The organism is Mucilaginibacter frigoritolerans (assembly GCF_007830615.1).
GTDB classification, from domain to species: domain Bacteria; phylum Bacteroidota; class Bacteroidia; order Sphingobacteriales; family Sphingobacteriaceae; genus Mucilaginibacter; species Mucilaginibacter frigoritolerans.
This window is the reverse complement of sequence record NZ_VLLI01000017.1, coordinates 60,252-79,386: the sequence shown is the minus strand read 5'-3', so window position 1 is coordinate 79,386 and position 19,135 is coordinate 60,252. Positions and strand designations below refer to the sequence as shown.

The 19,135-nt window shown below is 41.6% G+C and carries 14 protein-coding genes; 11 read left to right on the top strand and 3 right to left on the bottom strand.

Features of this window, described 5'->3' with window-relative positions:
* The first annotated feature begins 545 nt into the window (after window positions 1-545).
* From JN11_RS22090 to aroC, 6 genes are all read left to right on the top strand, one after another.
* Window positions 546-2,171 (top strand): hypothetical protein, encoded by a 1,626-nt coding sequence (locus JN11_RS22090; RefSeq protein WP_144916222.1) that lies wholly within the window; start codon window positions 546-548, stop codon window positions 2,169-2,171.
* Window positions 2,172-2,344: 173 nt separating this feature from the next.
* Window positions 2,345-3,523 (top strand): tetratricopeptide repeat protein, encoded by a 1,179-nt coding sequence (locus JN11_RS22085; protein ID WP_170227826.1) that lies wholly within the window; start codon window positions 2,345-2,347, stop codon window positions 3,521-3,523.
* Window positions 3,524-3,872: 349 nt separating this feature from the next.
* Window positions 3,873-4,781, top strand: coding sequence for a prephenate dehydratase (locus tag JN11_RS22080; protein WP_144916218.1), 909 nt, complete (start codon window positions 3,873-3,875; stop codon window positions 4,779-4,781).
* Between the two features lie 142 nt (window positions 4,782-4,923).
* On the top strand, window positions 4,924-6,051 hold the full coding sequence (locus JN11_RS22075; protein WP_144916216.1) for a bifunctional 3-deoxy-7-phosphoheptulonate synthase/chorismate mutase type II: 1,128 nt from the start codon (window positions 4,924-4,926) through the stop codon (window positions 6,049-6,051).
* 83 nt (window positions 6,052-6,134) lie between these two features.
* A complete protein-coding gene (gene aroA / locus JN11_RS22070) occupies window positions 6,135-7,433 on the top strand; it encodes a 3-phosphoshikimate 1-carboxyvinyltransferase (RefSeq protein ID WP_144916215.1) in 1,299 nt (432 codons plus the stop codon).
* 95 nt (window positions 7,434-7,528) lie between these two features.
* A complete protein-coding gene (gene aroC / locus JN11_RS22065; protein WP_144916213.1) occupies window positions 7,529-8,623 on the top strand; it encodes a chorismate synthase in 1,095 nt (364 codons plus the stop codon).
* 50 nt (window positions 8,624-8,673) lie between these two features.
* Here aroC and JN11_RS22060 read toward each other — a convergent pair whose 3' ends face one another.
* Entirely contained in the window at window positions 8,674-9,648 is a 975-nt protein-coding gene (locus JN11_RS22060; protein ID WP_144916211.1) for a phytanoyl-CoA dioxygenase family protein, read from the bottom strand.
* 165 nt (window positions 9,649-9,813) lie between these two features.
* Between JN11_RS22060 and JN11_RS22055 the strand changes: the two genes are divergently transcribed.
* On the top strand, window positions 9,814-11,028 hold the full coding sequence (locus JN11_RS22055; RefSeq protein WP_144916209.1) for an MFS transporter: 1,215 nt from the start codon (window positions 9,814-9,816) through the stop codon (window positions 11,026-11,028).
* Here JN11_RS22055 and JN11_RS22050 read toward each other — a convergent pair.
* A complete protein-coding gene (locus tag JN11_RS22050; RefSeq protein WP_144916208.1) occupies window positions 11,020-11,604 on the bottom strand; it encodes an LOG family protein in 585 nt (194 codons plus the stop codon). The two genes, JN11_RS22055 and JN11_RS22050, sit on opposite strands and share 9 nt — an antisense overlap.
* 169 nt (window positions 11,605-11,773) lie before the next feature.
* On the opposite strand from JN11_RS22050, the gene JN11_RS22045 reads away from it, so the two are divergent.
* The 4 genes from JN11_RS22045 (at window position 11,774) to JN11_RS22030 (ending at window position 18,794) form a co-directional block, all read left to right on the top strand.
* Window positions 11,774-12,160, top strand: a complete 387-nt coding sequence (locus tag JN11_RS22045; RefSeq protein ID WP_144916206.1) for a hypothetical protein — start codon at window positions 11,774-11,776, stop codon at window positions 12,158-12,160.
* A 122-nt stretch (window positions 12,161-12,282) separates the two neighbouring features.
* On the top strand, window positions 12,283-14,586 hold the full coding sequence (locus JN11_RS22040) for a multicopper oxidase domain-containing protein (RefSeq protein ID WP_246139076.1): 2,304 nt from the start codon (window positions 12,283-12,285) through the stop codon (window positions 14,584-14,586).
* A 96-nt stretch (window positions 14,587-14,682) separates the two neighbouring features.
* Complete coding sequence (locus tag JN11_RS22035) at window positions 14,683-15,192, top strand: DUF3347 domain-containing protein (RefSeq protein WP_144916205.1); 510 nt, start codon at window positions 14,683-14,685, stop codon at window positions 15,190-15,192.
* 200 nt (window positions 15,193-15,392) lie between these two features.
* Complete coding sequence (locus JN11_RS22030; protein ID WP_144916203.1) at window positions 15,393-18,794, top strand: ABC transporter permease; 3,402 nt, start codon at window positions 15,393-15,395, stop codon at window positions 18,792-18,794.
* A gap of 118 nt (window positions 18,795-18,912) precedes the next feature.
* Here the strand turns inward: JN11_RS22030 and JN11_RS22025 are convergent, their stop codons facing one another.
* Complete coding sequence (locus tag JN11_RS22025) at window positions 18,913-19,134, bottom strand: YdeI/OmpD-associated family protein (RefSeq protein ID WP_144916202.1); 222 nt, start codon at window positions 19,132-19,134, stop codon at window positions 18,913-18,915.
* Between the last annotated feature and the right edge of the window lies 1 nt (window position 19,135).

Below are 19,135 nucleotides of genomic sequence, written 5' to 3'. Positions count from 1 at the left end.
CGCTATATTTTCAGTAGCCGCCCGGCGTTTGTTGTCCCGCAGAAAAAATGGAACAAAAAGAAACGCATAGGGCGGTAGAAACAAATCCACACTGTAAATCAATAAGCTAAGGCCAACACCGGGGCAGATTGGGATAAATGGGACAAAAAATTATTTTTCTCAACGGTACACTTAATTAAAAAATGAGCCTAAACCCATAATTAATTTGTTTAAACTACGCACCTCTCCCGTCTATTATTACGCATTAAACATCGCGTAAAAACCTCGCTAAAATCCAGTGGTTTTACTACACCCTTTGGGAATAACAGCCTGTACATTTGGATATTAATTTCAACCAATTAACCTGAAAAACAAACCCTTATATTTTCAGTGAAAAAAAACCAGCAATAAAAACCTGATCATTTAAACTAAAATCAAAAAATTAATAACGGAGCAATAGCCGAAAATCCTTTTGGAATAGACTGCAGCGAAAACAAAAAAAGAGTAAGCTCCCGATTAGCCGAAAACGGGTTATAGAGTAGGCAAAACATTAAGCAAAAAAAATCATGCCTAACGCAATTTACCAGTATGTTTATTACGAACCACTAACAGTTGGTGGACCTGAAACACGACAAAACAGAAATCCTGCCACATCATCAAAATATATACCTATTCCCGGCATTACGGTACCGGCAACCAATGATCTGGCTACCGGCAGTTCTTTTACTCCCGATACACCACCCGCTTCTTATACCGACAGTGTTGGCAACACTTATAATTTCGGGTTCATGAATGTTTCCGGTTGTGCAGGTGCAGGCGAAACCTCAACCGATATTAATAACTTACCTGGCTCATCTCCATTTGCCCCGTTAATTGTAGGCACACAGGTAATTAATATTTTAGTTTTATACATTGCCCATGGTACAGGTTCCGGTGGGGGTCCGGGCATCTATCTAGATGCTATGGACGAAACAACCGGCACTTTTCTGGATAACTTTTTTGTTAATAGCATTACTCCTGACAATTCGTTAACCCCAAATGTTAATGTATACGGCTCGTTAGCTGTTGAACCACGTGCAGAAACCGTACAGGCAGCCACCAATCCAATTAATACGCCAGGAGTAGCAAACAGTACTGCCCTTTTTGATAAATGGGGGCAATTGGAAGGTCCGGCACAAACAATAGCCGGTACTAACTTAACTGTAAGCGCTTCAACACCTTCCAATATAACAGCCTTTGCATTTTATAAAGAACCTGCGTCTACTTATATTACCGGAAGCTACGAAAGTCCTGATATTATCCTTTTCACTCCATTCAGCAGCACCTCGCTGGGCACTACCGTTCCCATTGTAGGTGGCAGTACAACGGTAATAGCTGGGGTTCAGTATGGCTTTGCTGCGGTAATACACAATGATTCAGCATTTGAAGTAAGTACAAAGGTTACTTTCTGGGCCATTCCGGAGGGCCTGGCTACGATAGGTATCCTGCTGGATACACAAACAGTTCTTATACCTGCAAGCAGTTCTCAAATAGTGATATCTTCCGTACCATTTGTAAATACCGGCGGTGTCGACAGCCACACTTGTGCTGCGGTTAGCCTGTATACCGCTGATTCGCCTTGCGGCTTCAACCCTACAAGCTCAGCTGATGCGGTGAATATTCCATCGCCTAATGCAAACGTTAGCCATAGTTGTTCTGCATGGAGAAATACAAACAGTATTTTTGTAATTCCAGGCGAACCATGGCATTTAATATTAGGCTTGGGAGAAATTCCGCTTGAATATGAAAATTTATCAATTGGCATTCAATTTACTACACAGCACGTTGCTGCTAACTGGGCACAAAATGATAAAGTTTTGGAAGAAGTAAGGATACACAAACGTATTTACAGCAAAGCCCCCCCCTACCTTATCCCGGTATTAAGGAAAACGTTACCTGTGGTTAATATTAAACCGGAGCTTAAACTTACTTCAAAGGGCGAAATATCCAAACAACCGGAGGCAAATGATTATGTGCTGCACTTTGCGGATAAAAAACAAACAAATTTTACCGTTTCGGCTGTAGTACCGGCCAATGCAAAAGTCGGCGATATATACCTTTTCGAGATAACGGCCACTTATCCGAAAGCAGGACGATTGCCTGCAAAAAAGGTTCAGTTTTTGCAATCATTAGTGGTAAAGGCAAAAAAATAAGCCTTTATCCCATTTAAACCTTACACAAAAGGGTTTCATGCCAACAAGGTTTGAAACCCTTTTATTTTATGAAGCATCGTCTCTATAAGGTGTCGGATATTGAATATTTTATTAAGTTTTTATTATTTATCACATGGTTTTGCCCAATAAATAAAAATAGGTATGTTAGAGAAATGAACGATTGGTTAGTACTCATAGTAATATACACTGCTCTTTTTATTTCAAGCCCATTAATTGCAGTACTTCACGAGTTAGGGCACGCTTTTGCTTATTTGATATTAACCAAACCCAATAAAATAGATATCTATATAGGCTCATACGGCAACAAGAAAAATAATATAGCATTCAAATTAGGTAAACTACATTTCTACATAAAGAAGTCTTTCCCTTTTATTAAGGGCATAGGTCTTTGCCACAGTTCAAAACAAGAACCATCTTATATAAATGAAATAATAATTCTGTTGGCGGGCCCATTATTTACTGTTGTTGCGGCTTGTATACCTTTCATTATTATACTTAATACAGGGGCTAATTTATTAGTACTCACCAGTTGCTATATTTTCCTGGGATTCTCTGTTTTGAGTTTAATAAACAACCTGATTCCAAAAGATATAAACAAAAAGTACAAAGTGTATCTGGCTAATGATGGCAAACAAATACTTTTTGCGTTAAATCTCAGGCAAGCCTTTCCTATTTATTTGGAAGCTGCAGAACATTATAAAAACAAAAAATTTGAGAAAGCGGCCATTAGCTTAAAATTAGTGCTTGAAAAAGCACATAAAACATCCGATGATATTTTAAGACTGATAATTTTTACTTCTATCGAGACTAAGCAGTACGATGATGCACATTTTTATTTAACAGAATTAGAAAACAAGTTTAAATTATCAACAAACGACCTGTTGATGAAAGCCACTTTATTGTCTTTAACCCAAAGAAATAATGAGGCGATAACAACCTACAATGAAGTATTAAAGAAGGACAAGAATAACATTCTTGCACTCAATAATATTGGAGCTGCATTACTGGAAAAAGAAGAATATTTTGTAGCCAGGCATGCCTTTGAAAAAGCAATAAAACTCGATCCTGATTTTTATGCACCCATCGGAAATCTTGGTCACCTGGAAATTTTGGAGGGCAATTTGGAAACCGGTAAAAAGTTAGTTAATCAATGTTTGTCTGTTAATGAAAATGCATCCGATGCATACAAAGTATTAGGCATTTATTATTTAAAGATAAAAGACATTAATCAGGCTACTATCAATTTTAATAAAGCCAAAGAATTAGACAATGACATTGATTTGAGTAAGTATGAAGATGAACTAAAAGCGCTTAATGAAGAAGTAGTATAAAATAATGCAGGTTTATTCCCCCCTGTAACTAATCCGCCAAATAAAATTCCATAACACATAAACATCGCCTAACTATACTTAATTGATATACATTAAACACACCTATTACCAAATAAAATTCTGTTTAATGTAACATTTTTAAAAAAAATAAAATTTTCTATTGACAATTCTCTTTTTAACCTTACATTTACAACGTAAACAAAAACAAATGAAATTTAACAACGCATATTTTTACGGTTACTACTTTTACTTTACCAGTAAGAGCCGGGACTAATATGCTTGAACAACATATAAAGAAACTGAAAAGTCCCGGCCAAAAACCGGGACTTTTTGCTTTATCAGGACTTTTATGAAACACGAACAACCCAGAGTTGCCATACAAGGAATCCGCGCCTCTTTTCACGAAGAAGCAGCATTCAAATATTTTGGAGAAAACATCCAGACTATTGAGTGCAACTCTTTTAAACAAACGTTTGAGGCACTGCAAAACAAAAATGCCGATTACGTGGTAATGGCGATTGAAAACAGCATTGCCGGCAGTATTTTACCCAATTACTCGCTACTGTTAAGTTATGCTTTCCCGGTAATTGGCGAAATTTACCTGCCTATACAGTTGCATTTAATGGCTCTGCCGGGCGTAAAATTTGAGGATATTAAATATGTAACCTCCCACCCTATTGCCATTCGCCAGTGTGTTGATTTTTTTGATGAATATCCGCACCTGCAAATTGTTGAAAGCAGTGATACCGCGGCCTGCGCCAAACGCATCCGCGATGAGCAGCTTACTGATACCGTGGCTATCGCCAATACACTAGCAGCAAGGCTTTACGGACTCGACGTTTTGGAACGCCGCATAGAATCAAACAAAAAGAACTTTACCCGTTTCCTGATCCTTACCCATCACGAAAATGTGGTAAAAAGGCAGCCCAATAAAGCATCGCTTTGTTTTCAGGTAAGCAACAAAGTGGGTTCATTGGCCAAAGTGCTTAATATTTTTGCTGAAGAAGGCATTAACATGAGCAAAATACAATCCATGCCTATTTTAGGAAAGCGCAATGAGTATAACTTTTATGTAGATATTGAGTGGGAAGACCCCAAACAATATGACAGCTCCATCAGGCAGATCCTGAAATATACGCACAACTTTAACATTTTGGGCGAATACGAAAGGCACGATGAAGAAAGTGCGGTTCCAAAATCAGTAAAAGCAGAACGCAGCCCACGTACTTATATCAATATTAAAAAATTAGGAACGTAGGGATTTAAATCGGGGAAGCTCCGGAAGCCGGATATCCGAAAACAAAGGAACACATTAAAGAGAAAAAACAATATAAAATTAAACATAACACAATCCGGACTTGCGGACTTTTCCGAATTTCGGACTATAAAAAACCAAAACAATGAAACTTGATTTAAACATACAACCGCTAAGCTCATGGATGAAAGTTACCAGCGAACCCCTGGTAATAGCGGGACCTTGCAGTGCCGAAACTGAAGAACAATTAGTGGCCACAGCTCATTTATTAGCAAAAACCGGTAAAGTATCAGCATTACGTGCCGGTATCTGGAAACCACGTACCCGTCCGGGAGAGTTTGAAGGTATTGGCAGCATCGGTTTGGAATGGTTAAAACGCGCAAAAGACGAAACCGGATTACCTACAGCTGTTGAAGTGGCAACCGCCAAACACGTTGAAGAAGCTTTAAATGCAGGTGTTGATATTTTATGGGTAGGTGCCCGCTCAACTGCAAACCCTTTTACCGTACAGGAAATTGCTGACGCCCTTAAAGGTGTTGACGTTCCGGTAATGGTTAAAAACCCGGTAAACCCTGATCTTTCTTTATGGATCGGTGCTTTAGAGCGTATCAATAACGCAGGTATCACCAAACTGGCAGCTATACACCGCGGCTTTTCATCACACGAAAAAAGCGCTTTCCGTAACGAGCCAATGTGGGATCTGGCCATCAGCTTAAAAACACATGCACCTCATTTACCATTAATCAACGATCCGAGCCACATTACCGGTAATCGCGATTTAATCGGTTACATTTCACAAAAAGCGCTTGATCTGGATATGCAGGGCCTGATGATCGAATCACACATCGATCCAAGTGTTGCCTGGACTGACGCTAAACAACAGGTTACACCTAATGCATTGGTTGATATTATTAATCACCTGGCATTACGTAAACCAGAGGTAAAAGGTACCGAGCTGAAAGATAAACTGGCTGAATTACGTAACCAGATTGACAAAATTGATGACCTGGTGATTCAGAAAATGGCTGAGCGCATGAAAATTGTTGAGCAGATTGGCAATTACAAAAAAGACAATAACATCACCATTTTACAGGTTAACCGTTGGGACGAAATTTTGCAGAAAGGCGTTAACTACGGTAAAGCATTAAAATTAAGCCCTGAGTTTACAGAGAAACTGTTGGAATTGATCCACAGCGAATCTATCCGTAAACAAACTGAGATCATGAACAAAGATCAGGCTGGCCAGGCTGCAGAGAAATTAACACACGCATAAATTTTATAGGGGCGCAATAGCTTGCGCTTCTGACAAATACTACAGAGACGCAATATTTTGCGTCTCTGTATAGAAATACACAAATGAAACACCACAACATCATCCTTACCAAAACAGGCAAATCATTAAAAGGCACAGTACACCTCACCGGTTCAAAAAGTGAGTGTAACCGCGCCCTTATTATTGAAGCACTGAGTCATGGTAAGGTAAAGGTTGAAAACATTTCGGATGCTGCCGATACGGTGACGTTGGCTTCTATTTTGAGATCAGAGGCTAGAGGTCAGAGATTAGCAGGAGCGGCGGCGTATGATACTAATTCCGAAATCGAAATTCCGAAATCCGAAATCAATATCGGTCCCGCCGGAACAGCAATGCGCTTTTTAACTGCTTATTTTACTTTGCAGGATGAAGAAGTAATACTAACAGGCAGCGAACGCATGAAACAACGCCCCATTGGTGTTTTGGTTGATGCCTTGCGCCAACTGGGTGCGCAGATTGAATACGTGGAGAATGATGGATTTCCTCCGATAAAACTGAAAGGCAGCCTGGTGCAGCTTTCTAATAAGGTCAGTATAAAAGGAAGTATAAGCAGTCAGTATATTACTGCGCTGTTGCTTATTGCTGCACGGCTGCCTTTCGGGTTGGAACTGCATATTGAAGGCGATTTAACCTCACGTCCGTATGTTGAGATGACTTTGGCCATGCTGCAATCGGCAGGTATTCAGCATACCTGGAATGGTAATGTGATCAGCATTACCCAACAAGACTTCAAAGAAACATCACTACATGTAGAACCGGATTGGAGCGCCGCTTCTTACTGGTACGCTATTGCTGCTTTATCTGATGAAGCCGAACTATTTTTACCCGGATTAACGCAATACAGCTTACAGGGCGATAGTGTTATTACTGAGATAATGGCCAATTTTGGCATTACATCACAATTTAAAGATGGCGGCGTATACCTGTTAAAGGAACCAAAGCCATTGGGCCGTAAAATATTTGATTTAAAAGAATGCCCTGATTTGGCCCAAACCGTTATTGTGGTTTGTGCAGCATTGGGCCATGAGGCTACGTTTACCGGGCTGGAAACCTTAAAAATTAAAGAAACCGACCGTATAAAGGCACTACAAAACGAACTGGCTAAAATGGGTGTTAAGCTGACTGAAAAAGGCCTGGTGTACAAACTGGATTGCAGCGAAAAGTTCATTCCGGAAAAGATGTTTATCCACACTTATGAGGATCACCGCATGGCAATGGCCTTTGCACCACTGGCTCTGGTAATACCTGAGCTGGAAATTGAGGACGAAAAAGTAGTAGAAAAATCATACCCCGCATTCTGGACCGATCTGGAAAAGGCAGGATTTGAGGCGAAGGTGCAATAATTTCGAATTGCGGAATTTCGATTTCGGAATTAAAAGAGTAAGAATTAAAATAATCCGCACATTTGCACACCAGCAAATCTGCACATCTAAAAATCATGGCAGGCAACTCATTCGGACAAATATTCAGGATAACCACTTTTGGAGAATCACATGGCGAAGCCATTGGCGTAATTATCGACGGCTGTCCGGCGCAATTGGAAGTTGATCTGGACTATATTCAGGGTGAACTGGATAAACGTAAACCCGGTCAATCCAAAATCACTACCCAGCGCAAAGAAAGTGATACGGTGAAAATTCTATCTGGTGTGTTCGAGGGCAAAACAACCGGAACGCCTATCGCCATGATCATTCCTAATGAAGATCAGCGCTCAAAAGATTACAGCCATAATGTGGATGTATTCCGCCCGTCGCATGCCGATTATACTTACCAAACCAAATATGGTATCCGCGATCACCGTGGAGGTGGCCGTTCATCGGCCCGCGAAACTGCCGCGCGGGTAGCAGCAGGTGCCTTGGCGAAACTATTGCTAAAAACGCAAGGGATTGAAATTGTTGCCCATGTAAGCAGTGTAGGTAAAATAAATTCGCCCAATGTTGACTTCAGCAACCCTGCACAATTTATTGAAGAACGCGAAAAGAACATTGTCCGCTGTGCCGACCCGGCAACAGCCGAAGAAATGATCGAATACATTGATGGCATCCGTAAAGAAGGTGATACTGTTGGCGGTAAAATAAGCTGCTATATCAAAAATTGCCCGGTTGGTCTTGGCGAACCGGTATTTGATAAACTGCATGCCGATTTAGGCAAGGCCATGCTAAGTATTAATGCAGTACACGGCTTTGAATACGGATCGGGCTTTGCGGGCAGTGAAATGCGCGGCTCGGAGCATAACGACATATTTGTAAAAAACCATTTGGGTCACATTGAAACCCGCTCCAATTTTTCGGGCGGTGTGCAGGGTGGTATCAGTAATGGTATGCCTATTGAGTTTAAGGTAGCCTTTAAACCGGTAGCCACCATTATGCACAACCAGCAAACTATAGATAGTGAGGGTAACGCTGCTGAAATATCAGGCAAGGGCCGCCATGATCCTTGTGTGGTACCCCGTGCAGTACCAATTGTGGAAGCAATGGCTGCGCTCGTATTAGCTGATCATTGGCTGAGAAACAGAAATTCTATTTTGAGCTAAAAAGAAAAATAAATCCGAAGTCTTTAACATTCTTCGGATTTATTCTACGGTTACCTTTCCCGGAATGCTTTATATAAGCTAAGCATCTTTTTGGGCATCAACTTAGCCACTTTGCCTTTTATGGTGCTTAAAGTTGAACCCGTTACTTCTTCTCCAAAATATTTATTGGGTACCAGTTCGCCTGTTGATATATCAATTATTTTACGCAGAAATATCTTTTTCAACAACATGTCGGTAAACAAAGGCGTGTAGTAGGTACAATCTTCAAAATAATAGTGCGATACCTGGCTGTGCCGGGTTGAGTTTTCCCTGGTGATGGTATCGCCGCCATGTAATAAATTAGCCGACCAAATAAGTGCCTGACCTTTTTTTATCAGTAATTTCTTTTTTTCGAGACCAAGGCTATCAACTACATCCTGTATAAATTTCTCGTAATAGTCCGTATAATCCATGTAACCATTTTTCATCTTCAAACTATCAGAAGCCTTTACGCCCATGTCAGACATTTCGTAAAAAGGAAGCTTATGGCTGCCAGGGTAATAGTGTAAAGGCCCGTTTTCATCAGTAACATCTTCCAACGCCACCCATACTCCGCACATAAAACGCTCCGGTATAGAGCTAAAATGAATCATGTCAGAATGTGTGCATTGCTGAGTTCCCCGGTCAAAATTGAGTGTTTGAAACGGGATTGGGCGTCGCCTGTAAAGCAACTTTAATTTATCGAGCACCGTTGGGGCTAGTACTATCTTCTTTACATTTTCATTAAATAACCAGGCATCTTGAATACGATGTGGTGAAAAGTGTATTTTCTTATTTTTTGCTGCGTATTTTTCATGAGCTGCTGCCAATTCAGACTTTATAGCCTCAATCGATTCGTCATCGATTTTTGGATCAAAAATAACATAGCCATTATCAGCATAAAACTTAACAAACGTTTTGTCTTCAGGTGATAGGTTTGCTGCTGCAAGCTCCCGTTCAAAAAAAGGAGATTCGGTCCAGGGCAAATTGCAGGTTGGTATACTCATGATTATTAGTATTTTATGATTCAAATATAATATTATTTTTCAGACGTCATAAACCACCCATCAGTTGTAGCTATATGACTAGTGTTGTAAAAAAACGATGAGTGCGCCTTCTAAAGCGTACTTTAATAGGCCTGGAATAAATGATTTTAGCTAATTTTACCCCTAATGCTCACCTCCTTTTTCCAATTATACAAAAACGCATATACCGGACTTTCCCGTAACAGCTGGTACCTCAGCATCGTAATGCTCATCAATCGCAGCGGAACTATGGTGGTTCCCTACATGAGTATTTATTGTATACAACAGCTACATTTCACGGTAATACAGGCAGGTATTATAATGGCGTTTTTTGGAGCAGGGGCTATAAGCGGCTCGTTTATAGGCGGTAAGCTTACTGACAAAATAGGCTTTTATGATCTGCAGGTTGGTGCACTGTTAAGCGGTGGTATGTTTTTTATTATAGTAGGTTATTTGCATAGCTTTTATATACTTTGTGGAGGTGTATTTGTATTAAGCTTTTGCAACGAATCCGTGCGACCGGCCAATTCAACGGCAATAGCACATTACAGCACTCCCGAAAACAAAACCCGGTCATACTCCCTTAACCGTTTGGCTGTTAATTTAGGCTGGGCATTTGGTGCCGGTTTGGGTGGCTTTATAGCAGCTATTAATTATCATTTACTATTTTGGGTTGATGGCACCACTAATATATTCGCCGCATTAATGTTGCTCAGGCTAATGCCGAGAGCCAATATTTTAACCGGCATTAAAAAAGTAAACAAAGCCATTAAAAGTGCATCAGCCTACCGTGATGGCACTTATTTGTTATTCATCCTTTTCACCACACTGTTTTCCATATGCTTTTTTCAGTTTTTTATTATGGAGCCCGTGTTTTATAAAATAGAATGGCATTTTAACGAACGCCTCATAGGCTCTTTAATGGCGTTAAACGGCTTGATGATAGTAGCAGTAGAAATGGTGCTCATCCATAACCTGGAAGGCAAAAGAAACGGCATTATTTACATCTATCTGGGTGTAGCCCTTGCTGCCGTTGATTTTGTAATGCTCAATTGGCTGCCACCCGGCCTAATTGCCGGCATAGCTATTGTTATTGTAATTACCATTGCCGAAATGCTTTCCATGCCCTTTATGAACGCATTTTGGATAAGCCGCACGTCCGAAAATAACAGGGGGCAATATGCCGCTTTGTACAGTATGTCGTGGTCGGCTGCTCAAATACTGGCGCCGCTTATTGGCGGCTTTGTTATAAACTATGGTGGTTTTCGGATGCTATGGTGGGGGCTGGCTTGTTTATGTACTGCATCAGCAACAGGATTTTATTTTTTATATCGATATACCAGCCAAAAAGAACTAAGTTAAATCCCTATCTCTGAACCAGACTTCATCGGGTGCCACATTGCAATTTTCCATTAGGTTTACCAGCTCAATGGCATCAGCAGAAGTAATTACCAACTCACGATTGGCGGGTTTTAGAAATTTCTGCTCCACCATCAGGTCCATCTGCTGCAACAATAAATCATAAAACCCATTTACATTTAAAACCCCTACCGGGTGATTATGCAGGCCTAGCTGCAGCCAGGTTAACACTTCAAAAAACTCTTCCAAAGTACCGAAACCGCCAGGCAACATAATAATACCATCGCTCAAATCATTCATTAGTTGCTTGCGCTGGTGCATATTTTCCACTATTCGTAATTCTGTTAAACCGGTGTGGCCAACCTCCTTATCCATCAAAAACTGCGGAATAACACCTATTGCCTTTCCGCCCCTGCTTAAAATGGCATCTGCTATTAAGCCCATCACCCCTACTTTGCCGCCGCCATAAACCAACATAATATCACGATTAACCATTATTTCGGCTAATTCTTCAATGGCACTTTTCAATACAGGGTCGCCGTTAAAATTGGCGCCGCAGAACACACAAATAGCTTTCATTTCAGGAAGGGTTTAACTGGTTTTAACGGCCGAAAATTAAACAGAATTTATAAAGTTTAGGCTATCATTTTATTAACAATATAATTAAAGAGCATTTCATTCGTCTTTAGCATGTCAGTTTTAAAAGGCAATATGTAATCAGGATAATTTATTGTTACTTTTGTTAAGGATGAAAAGAATTGCAGTTATTGGTCTTACAGCATTTTACCTGTTACTTACTACGGGTATGTTTGTTTGTACCATGCATTGTTCTGCCGAAGGCCTAATGGCTAAAGCAAGCATGCAAATGAGTGGCAATAAAACCGACCATTGCAAAAGCGATAAACCTTGCGACTGCTGCAAAAAACATGGCAGCTTTGTCATCAAGGAAAACATAAAGCCTGATTTTACCATTCAGTTCGGGCAGCATCCGGCTTCAATTGCTCCAACACAGCACTTAATTAATTACCAGGCAGTTGCCATAATTGCTAACGTAGATACCCAAATAAGCGGTAAAGCACCGCCATGGAAATCTGGCCGCTCCATATCTATTCTGTTTCGCTCCCTTCTGATCTGATCTCTCCTTAAGTAACCGATCAATAGCTGAATTATGGATTATTTTTAATCCTTCTAATAAATTCAGCTCAAATAATCAAAAAATAATTACTTAATGGCTATAGGCCAAAATGTATTTCAGTAATGAAAACTACAGTATTAATACTTTGGGGCTTGCTTATTGCGGGGGCTGCTTTTCCACAACACATGCCTATGAACATGGAAAAAAGCCAGAAGGAACAGCATTTGCCTTTTTATACCAAAATTGGCAACCGGGAAATTTATCATTTATACATTGGCGATACTATTGTAAACTATACCGGCAAAAAAAGACCGGCAATGGCCATCAACGGTTCTATTCCGGCGCCAGCATTGGAGTTTACAGAAGGCGATACCGCCGAAATCTATATTCATAACGAAATGATGATGGAAACTTCCATCCACTGGCACGGGGTTATCCTGCCCAACCGTTATGATGGGGTCTCATATCTAACCACAGCGCCCATAAAGCCGGGCGAAACACATTTTTACAAGTTTCCGCTGGTGCAACATGGTACTTTATGGTACCATTCACACACCATGACTCAGCAGCAAAGTGGTATATACGGGGCCTTTATTATTCACCCCAAACAGCAAATCGCCCAAAAAGAATATACCCTGCTACTCAGTGACTGGACAGATGAAAATCCCGAACAGGTAGAACGTTCGCTACATAACCAAACAGATTGGTATGCCATAAAAAAAGGCAGCACGCAAAACTATGCCGAAGCCATAAGTAAAGGTTATTTGGGCACCAAGTTGACCAATGAATGGAAGCGCATGATAGCTATGGATGTGAGTGATGTTTATTACGATCGTTTTTTGAGTAATGGTAGTCCGCAGCAACAGGCATCACAGTTTAAAGCCGGCGATAAAGTAACGTTGCATGTTATCAATGGCAGTTCATCAGCCTATTTCTGGCTCAATTATGCAGGCGGTAAAATCACCGTAGTGGCTAGTGATGGTCAGGCAGTAGAACCTGTAAAAGTTGACCGTATGATTATAGCAGTTGCCGAAACCTATGATGTTGAAGTTACCGTTCCAAAGGATGGCAGTTTTGAATTTTTAGCTACCGCTGAGGATCGTTCAGGTTCCACCTCCCTCTGGTTGGGCGATGGCGCAAAAGTAAAAGCTAAACCCTTGCCTAAACTCCAATATTTTGAGGGGATGAAGATGATGAACGGTATGATGACGATGAGCGGTAACAGGCAAAAGATGGATGGCATGCAGATGAGTAACCAAAAAATGGACATGAACCGTGTGATGTATCCCGAAATAACAGAAGATACCGCGTCCTCAATGAAAAAGACAATGGACACAGTCGGAAAAAAAATGGATAGCATGGCGGCCACGTACATGAGTGGAATGGACATGGGAGCAACGGATATGACTACTTCCGGTGATCTGGTTACCCTTAATTATGGAATGTTGAAAGCGCCCCATCCTACCACCTTGCCTCCTGGGCCGGTTAAAGTGTTCACGTTTAATTTAACTGGTAACATGAACCGCTATGTATGGACCATCAACAACAAAACGGTTTCAGAATCGGACAAGATTTTGATTAAAAAGGGCGAAAACGTAAGGATCATCCTCTACAACAACACCATGATGCGGCATCCTATGCACCTGCATGGCCATTATTTTAGGGTATTGAATGGGCAAGGTGAATATGCTCCCTTAAAAAATACACTGGATATTATGCCGATGGAAACCGACACCATTGAGTTTGCAGCAACAGCCAGTGGCGATTGGTTTTTCCATTGCCATATCCTTTATCATATGATGAGTGGCATGGGTAGGATTTTCAGTTATGAAAATTCACCGAAAAATCCAGAGATTCCAGATTCTACCAAAGCGATTAAAAAAGTTTATGCTGATGACCAGCGCTTTTTTCCGACGGCAAAAATCGGCCTGGAAAGTAATGGCAGCGATGGTAATATCAGCTTAGTGAATACCCGCTGGAAGATACAAACCCTATGGAAACTGGGCACAACTGACGAAAAAGGATACGAAAGCGAAACCATAGTTGGCCGCTACCTGGGGCAAATGCAATGGCTTTACGCTTATGCCGGGTTTGATTATCAATACCGAAAAGTAAACGGACCAGAAAAGAATCTTTTTGGACAAATCAGCAATCAAAACAACCGGCATACAGTTGTTGCTGGCCTGGCTTATGCCCTGCCACTGCTATTTGTTGCAGATGCCCGCATTGATGGTAATGGCAAGCTTCGTTTACAACTGGGCCGAGACGATATCCCTGTAACCAGCCGGTTAAGGTTTAGTCTGATGGGAAACACCGATAAAGAATACAATGCCGGCTTAAGGTATATTATAACCAAATACTTTTCCATATCCGGTCATTACGACAGTGATATGGGTCTGGGCGCCGGTTTAACTATTCTATACTAACCTGTAAATCACAGGCAGATGAAGAATAAACATCCATTTGTATCTACCATTAATAAAAAATGTAATAATTTTATAAATAATTAAAAATCTAAAATCATGAAAACGCTTAAATTGATCTCCTTAATGCTGGTATTAGCATTTTCCATCTCATTGGTAAAAGCAGCACCTCCGGCAAATAATATCGATAAAATAACCAGCGCCTATTTGGGCATTAAAAATGCATTAGCTGCCGGCAATGGCACATTGGCACAGGCAAAAGGTAAAGAACTCTTGGACGCACTATCAACAGATCCGGGCAAGGGCCTAAATGCCGATCAGCAAAAACTACTAAACAGCTATCTAGATAAATTAAAATTCGACAGCCGCCACATCAGTGAAGTTGCTAAGGTTGATCATCAGCGTGAGCATTTTGAAAGCCTTTCAAAAAACCTGTACGAAGTTTTAAAAGGACTTAAGGTGAACACCTCACCCCTTTATGAACAATATTGCCCAATGAAAAAAGCATATTGGTTAAGTGAATCACCAACCATTAAAAACCCATACTATAATGACAAAGAAATGGCAACCTGCGGAAAAACGACTGCAACTTTAAATGCTGTTAAATAAACAAGATCATTAAATAACAAAAAGCGCCATGTAAAACAGTTTGCATGGCGCTTTTTGTTTCAAGTTCCACTACTAAATGCTCCAAAACCGGACATATCAACGTCCGGATTTGTTACAACATACATAAACAACAATACACCTATATTACTATATATCAATACATTAAAATCCTGGAACAGCGATTGAGCTAATTAACTTACTTGAAACAATATTCATTCCATATCGGCCTATATGACATTGCGTTATTCGCATCGATACTCGTTGGGCTGACATTCAGCATACAGCTGTGGCTCAAAAAGGCCTCCGGGGATTCAAACCGCTTGCTTAGCCTTACCCTGGCCGTTATGACATTGTGGTTGACCAAGACTGTTTGTATAAGTATCCGGTTAGGAAACTATTTTCCGCTATGGAGTTGGATGCCATTACAGTTCCTGCTTTCACTCGGTCCGCTGTTATTTTTTTATGTGCATAGCATAGTACGGCCGGAGCAAAAATTCACCCGCAAGGATTTGCTACATTTCAGCCCGGTTTTGCTGGAACTGGGTCTGCATGTGCTAACTGTCGTACAGAGCGTACATACCAGCACTGCTACGTACAATACCTTGGCCTATAAACAATGGCAGCCGGTATTGCAATTGCTGGCCTTTATCTCTGTTGCCGCTTATTTATATCGCTGTGCACAGCTGGTTAAAAACCCTGCCCGGCAAAATCTTTATAAAACAGCCGGGAAAAGTTTTTTGCGCCTAAGCCCATCGTCAAAAGATAAATTGATACAAAGAGGATACTGGCTGCGGCACCAAATGAAGGCGAACAGGTTTTACCTCAATGAGGATCTGAGCCTTAATTCGTTGGCCAAAGAGCTTGGTATCTCTATCCATGAATTGTCGAGGATCATCAATACCGGCCTGCGAAAAAACTTCAACGACTTTGTTAATGAATTCCGGATACAGGACATTACCCGGAAAATGAAGGACCCTGTATATGACCGGATAACACTTTTGGGTATTGCGTACGATTGCGGATTTAACTCAAAAACTACTTTTAACCGCGCCTTTAAACAAGTTACAGGGAAAAGCCCTGCTCAATATAAGGGCGGACTTAAAAAAGAGCGACCAAATCATGATTTGGAACCTGATTTCCGTTCCGAAGCGATAATTTCGAGTCACAAAGCCATACCCGTATGGTCTTATGAACAATTAAATCGCAATTATATGTTTCGTAATTATTTGAAGATGGCGTGGCGCAACACGCTGCACAACAAAGTTTACAGCGCCCTGAATATTGCAGGCCTGGCCGCCGGTATGGCGGTGGCGCTGCTCATAGGGCTGTGGGTAGTTAACCAATATTCTTATGACCGCTTCCTGCCCGGTTACCAGCAATTGTACCAGGTGGAGATGAACCTTACCAGCCAGCACAACGGCACAAGTACCCAGACATCCATTGCCCTACCACTGACCGATGTTCTGCGCAAAGAAATACCGGGGATAAAATATGTGGCTGAAGCTGATGCCGTAGGTAAAGCGAACCACGGCTTGTTGGTAGGCGATAAAAAGCTATACCTGGGCGGAGGATCAGTCGGTGCGGATTTCTTTAAGATATTTCAATATCCGTTTGTTAAAGGCAACGGTAATTCAGCCCTAAAGGATATTTATTCGATAGTCATAACCGAATCGACTGCCAAAGCATTGTTTGGAGATGCTGATCCGATGGGGAAATCCATCCGCTTTGATAATGCGCAGAACATGACAGTAACAGGCGTTATCAGGGATATTCCGACAAATGCCACGCTGCAATTCAACTACCTTGTACCTTTTGCTTACACCGAAGCCACCCAGGGCTGGATCAAAGAAGGCCGCACCAAGTGGACCTACAATTCATTTTCAGCGTACGTAGCACTGGAGCCGGGGGTAACCTACAAGCAGCTCGAACCGAAGATCAGGGATATCGTCAACAAAAGAAGCCCCGAGATGCGACCTTCAAAACCAGAGGTGATCCTGCATCCTTTAAAAGACTGGCATCTGATCACTGATTTCAAGAACGGTAAACCGGCTGGTGGCTTTGTGGAGTATGTACGTCTGTTTAGCATCATTGGTATGCTGGTACTGGCCATCGCCTGTATCAATTTCATGAATCTTTCAACGGCCAGGTCTGAGAAGCGGGCGAGGGAAGTTGGCGTGCGCAAGGCCATCGGCTCGGCGCGGATGGATTTGGTTTTCCAGTTTTTGATGGAATCCATACTGATAACTTTTATATCGTTTCTGCTGAGCTTGCTGCTGGTGATGCTAGCTTTGCCTGCATTCAATACACTGACGGGTGCCTATGTCCAAATTCCATATAACAATATCGGCTTCTGGGGTATCATGATCGTGTTTGTGCTGTTTACCGGTTTAATAGCAGGCAGTCGGCCTGCATTTTACCTGTCATCTTTCAATGCGGTTAAGGTGCTGAAGGGAAGCATTCAGATGGGGCGCTGGGCATCAATACCAAGAAAGGTACTGGTAGTGGTGCAGTTTACCTGTTCCATTGCATTGATCATCAGTACCGTTATCGTTTACCAGCAGATTCAATACGTAAAAAACCGGCCGACTGGTTACAGCGCAGACAGACTGGTGATGACCGACATGAATAGCGATCTTTCCCAACAATATGAAGCCTTGAAAAACGACCTACTATCTTCAGGACTAGTGGAGAGCGTGGCCTCATCAACCTCCCCGGCTACGCAGGTGTACAGTCATTTTTCTCTGGAGAAATGGCCGGGCAAAATTGCAGGTGACGAAAATGTGAACATCGGCGCGATATGGATATCTGAGGACTATTTTAAGACTTTGGGGATGACCTTTACCGCTGGGCACAATTTCACGGGCGACTGGAAAAGCGACACGCTGAATGTGATAGTAAATGAAGCGATGGTTAAGCGTATAGGGTTGAGAAACCCGGTTAATCAGCTGATAACCATCAATTTAAACACAAAACCGGTAAGGATTATCGGCGTTGTAAAAGACGCGTTGATGGATTCTCCTTATAGCCCGGTGGAGCCTGCTGTATTCGGGCATAACCCCTTTGGGTTTGTAGTGACGTACCGGCTGGCGAAAAACGTTAATATGCATACTGCGATAGATAAGATCGGCAAGGTGTTTGAAAAGTATAACCCTGCTTACCCCTATCAATACAAGTTCGTGAACGATGAGTACGAGCATAAGTTTAACCTGGAGGTGCTGGTGGGCAAGCTTGCGGGCGTATTCGCGGGTCTGGCCATATTTATATCCTGCCTTGGGCTGTTCGGGCTGGCCGCTTACGTTGCCGAGCAGCGAACCAAGGAGATTGGTATCCGCAAGGTGCTTGGCGCTTCAATAGCGCAGGTTTGGCTGCTGCTCTCGGGCGATTTTATAGTGCTGGTTATCATCAGCTGCGTTATTGCCTCACCGGTGGCATTCTATTACCTGCATAATTGGCTCCAAAAGTACACATACCGCGTCAGCATCGGCATATGGGTGTTCATTGCTTCGGGCATTGTAGCTATCATCATCACCCTGTTAACCATCAGTTTCCAGGCCATAAAAGCTGCATTGACTAACCCGGTGAAGAGTTTGAGAAGTGAATGATTTATATGATTTGCGGAAAGAATTTAGTTCCGCAATCGTGAGATCTGAGGTTTAACTAAATAGGGTAAAGCATTCCATTATAAGAAATGGAACGCTTTACCCTATAATAAAAAACTAATTACGTTTTTAGCGTCTTTTGCTTATTCTGCAGCATTATCAGCGCTTTATCGGCCCTAACCTTACGGGTTTCTTCTTGTTTGGCAGATCCTACCCAATCGCAATAACCTTGCTTGTATGATTTTGATAAGCTTTCAAAAAATTTATTCGCTTCTGCATCTTTATCAAGCAACATCTGCAATTCGGCTGGTGTGCCTTCAATATGTTCACCTTTTTTAAGCATA

Excerpts from the sequence above, each read along its gene's own strand:
- JN11_RS22045 (WP_144916206.1), top strand. The coding sequence starts at position 11,774 with ATGAAAAGAATTGCAGTTATTGGTCTTACAGCATTTTACCTGTTACTT.
- aroA (WP_144916215.1), top strand. The coding sequence starts at position 6,135 with ATGAAACACCACAACATCATCCTTACCAAAACAGGCAAATCATTAAAA.
- JN11_RS22040 (WP_246139076.1), top strand. The coding sequence starts at position 12,283 with ATGAAAACTACAGTATTAATACTTTGGGGCTTGCTTATTGCGGGGGCT.
- JN11_RS22090 (WP_144916222.1), top strand. The coding sequence starts at position 546 with ATGCCTAACGCAATTTACCAGTATGTTTATTACGAACCACTAACAGTT.
- JN11_RS22055 (WP_144916209.1), top strand. The coding sequence starts at position 9,814 with ATGCTCACCTCCTTTTTCCAATTATACAAAAACGCATATACCGGACTT.
- JN11_RS22035 (WP_144916205.1), top strand. The coding sequence starts at position 14,683 with ATGAAAACGCTTAAATTGATCTCCTTAATGCTGGTATTAGCATTTTCC.
- JN11_RS22075 (WP_144916216.1), top strand. The coding sequence starts at position 4,924 with ATGAAACTTGATTTAAACATACAACCGCTAAGCTCATGGATGAAAGTT.
- JN11_RS22085 (WP_170227826.1), top strand. The coding sequence starts at position 2,345 with ATGAACGATTGGTTAGTACTCATAGTAATATACACTGCTCTTTTTATT.
- JN11_RS22080 (WP_144916218.1), top strand. The coding sequence starts at position 3,873 with ATGAAACACGAACAACCCAGAGTTGCCATACAAGGAATCCGCGCCTCT.
- JN11_RS22060 (WP_144916211.1), bottom strand. The coding sequence starts at position 9,648 with ATGAGTATACCAACCTGCAATTTGCCCTGGACCGAATCTCCTTTTTTT.
- aroC (WP_144916213.1), top strand. The coding sequence starts at position 7,529 with ATGGCAGGCAACTCATTCGGACAAATATTCAGGATAACCACTTTTGGA.
- JN11_RS22050 (WP_144916208.1), bottom strand. The coding sequence starts at position 11,604 with ATGAAAGCTATTTGTGTGTTCTGCGGCGCCAATTTTAACGGCGACCCT.
- JN11_RS22025 (WP_144916202.1), bottom strand. The coding sequence starts at position 19,134 with ATGCTTAAAAAAGGTGAACATATTGAAGGCACACCAGCCGAATTGCAG.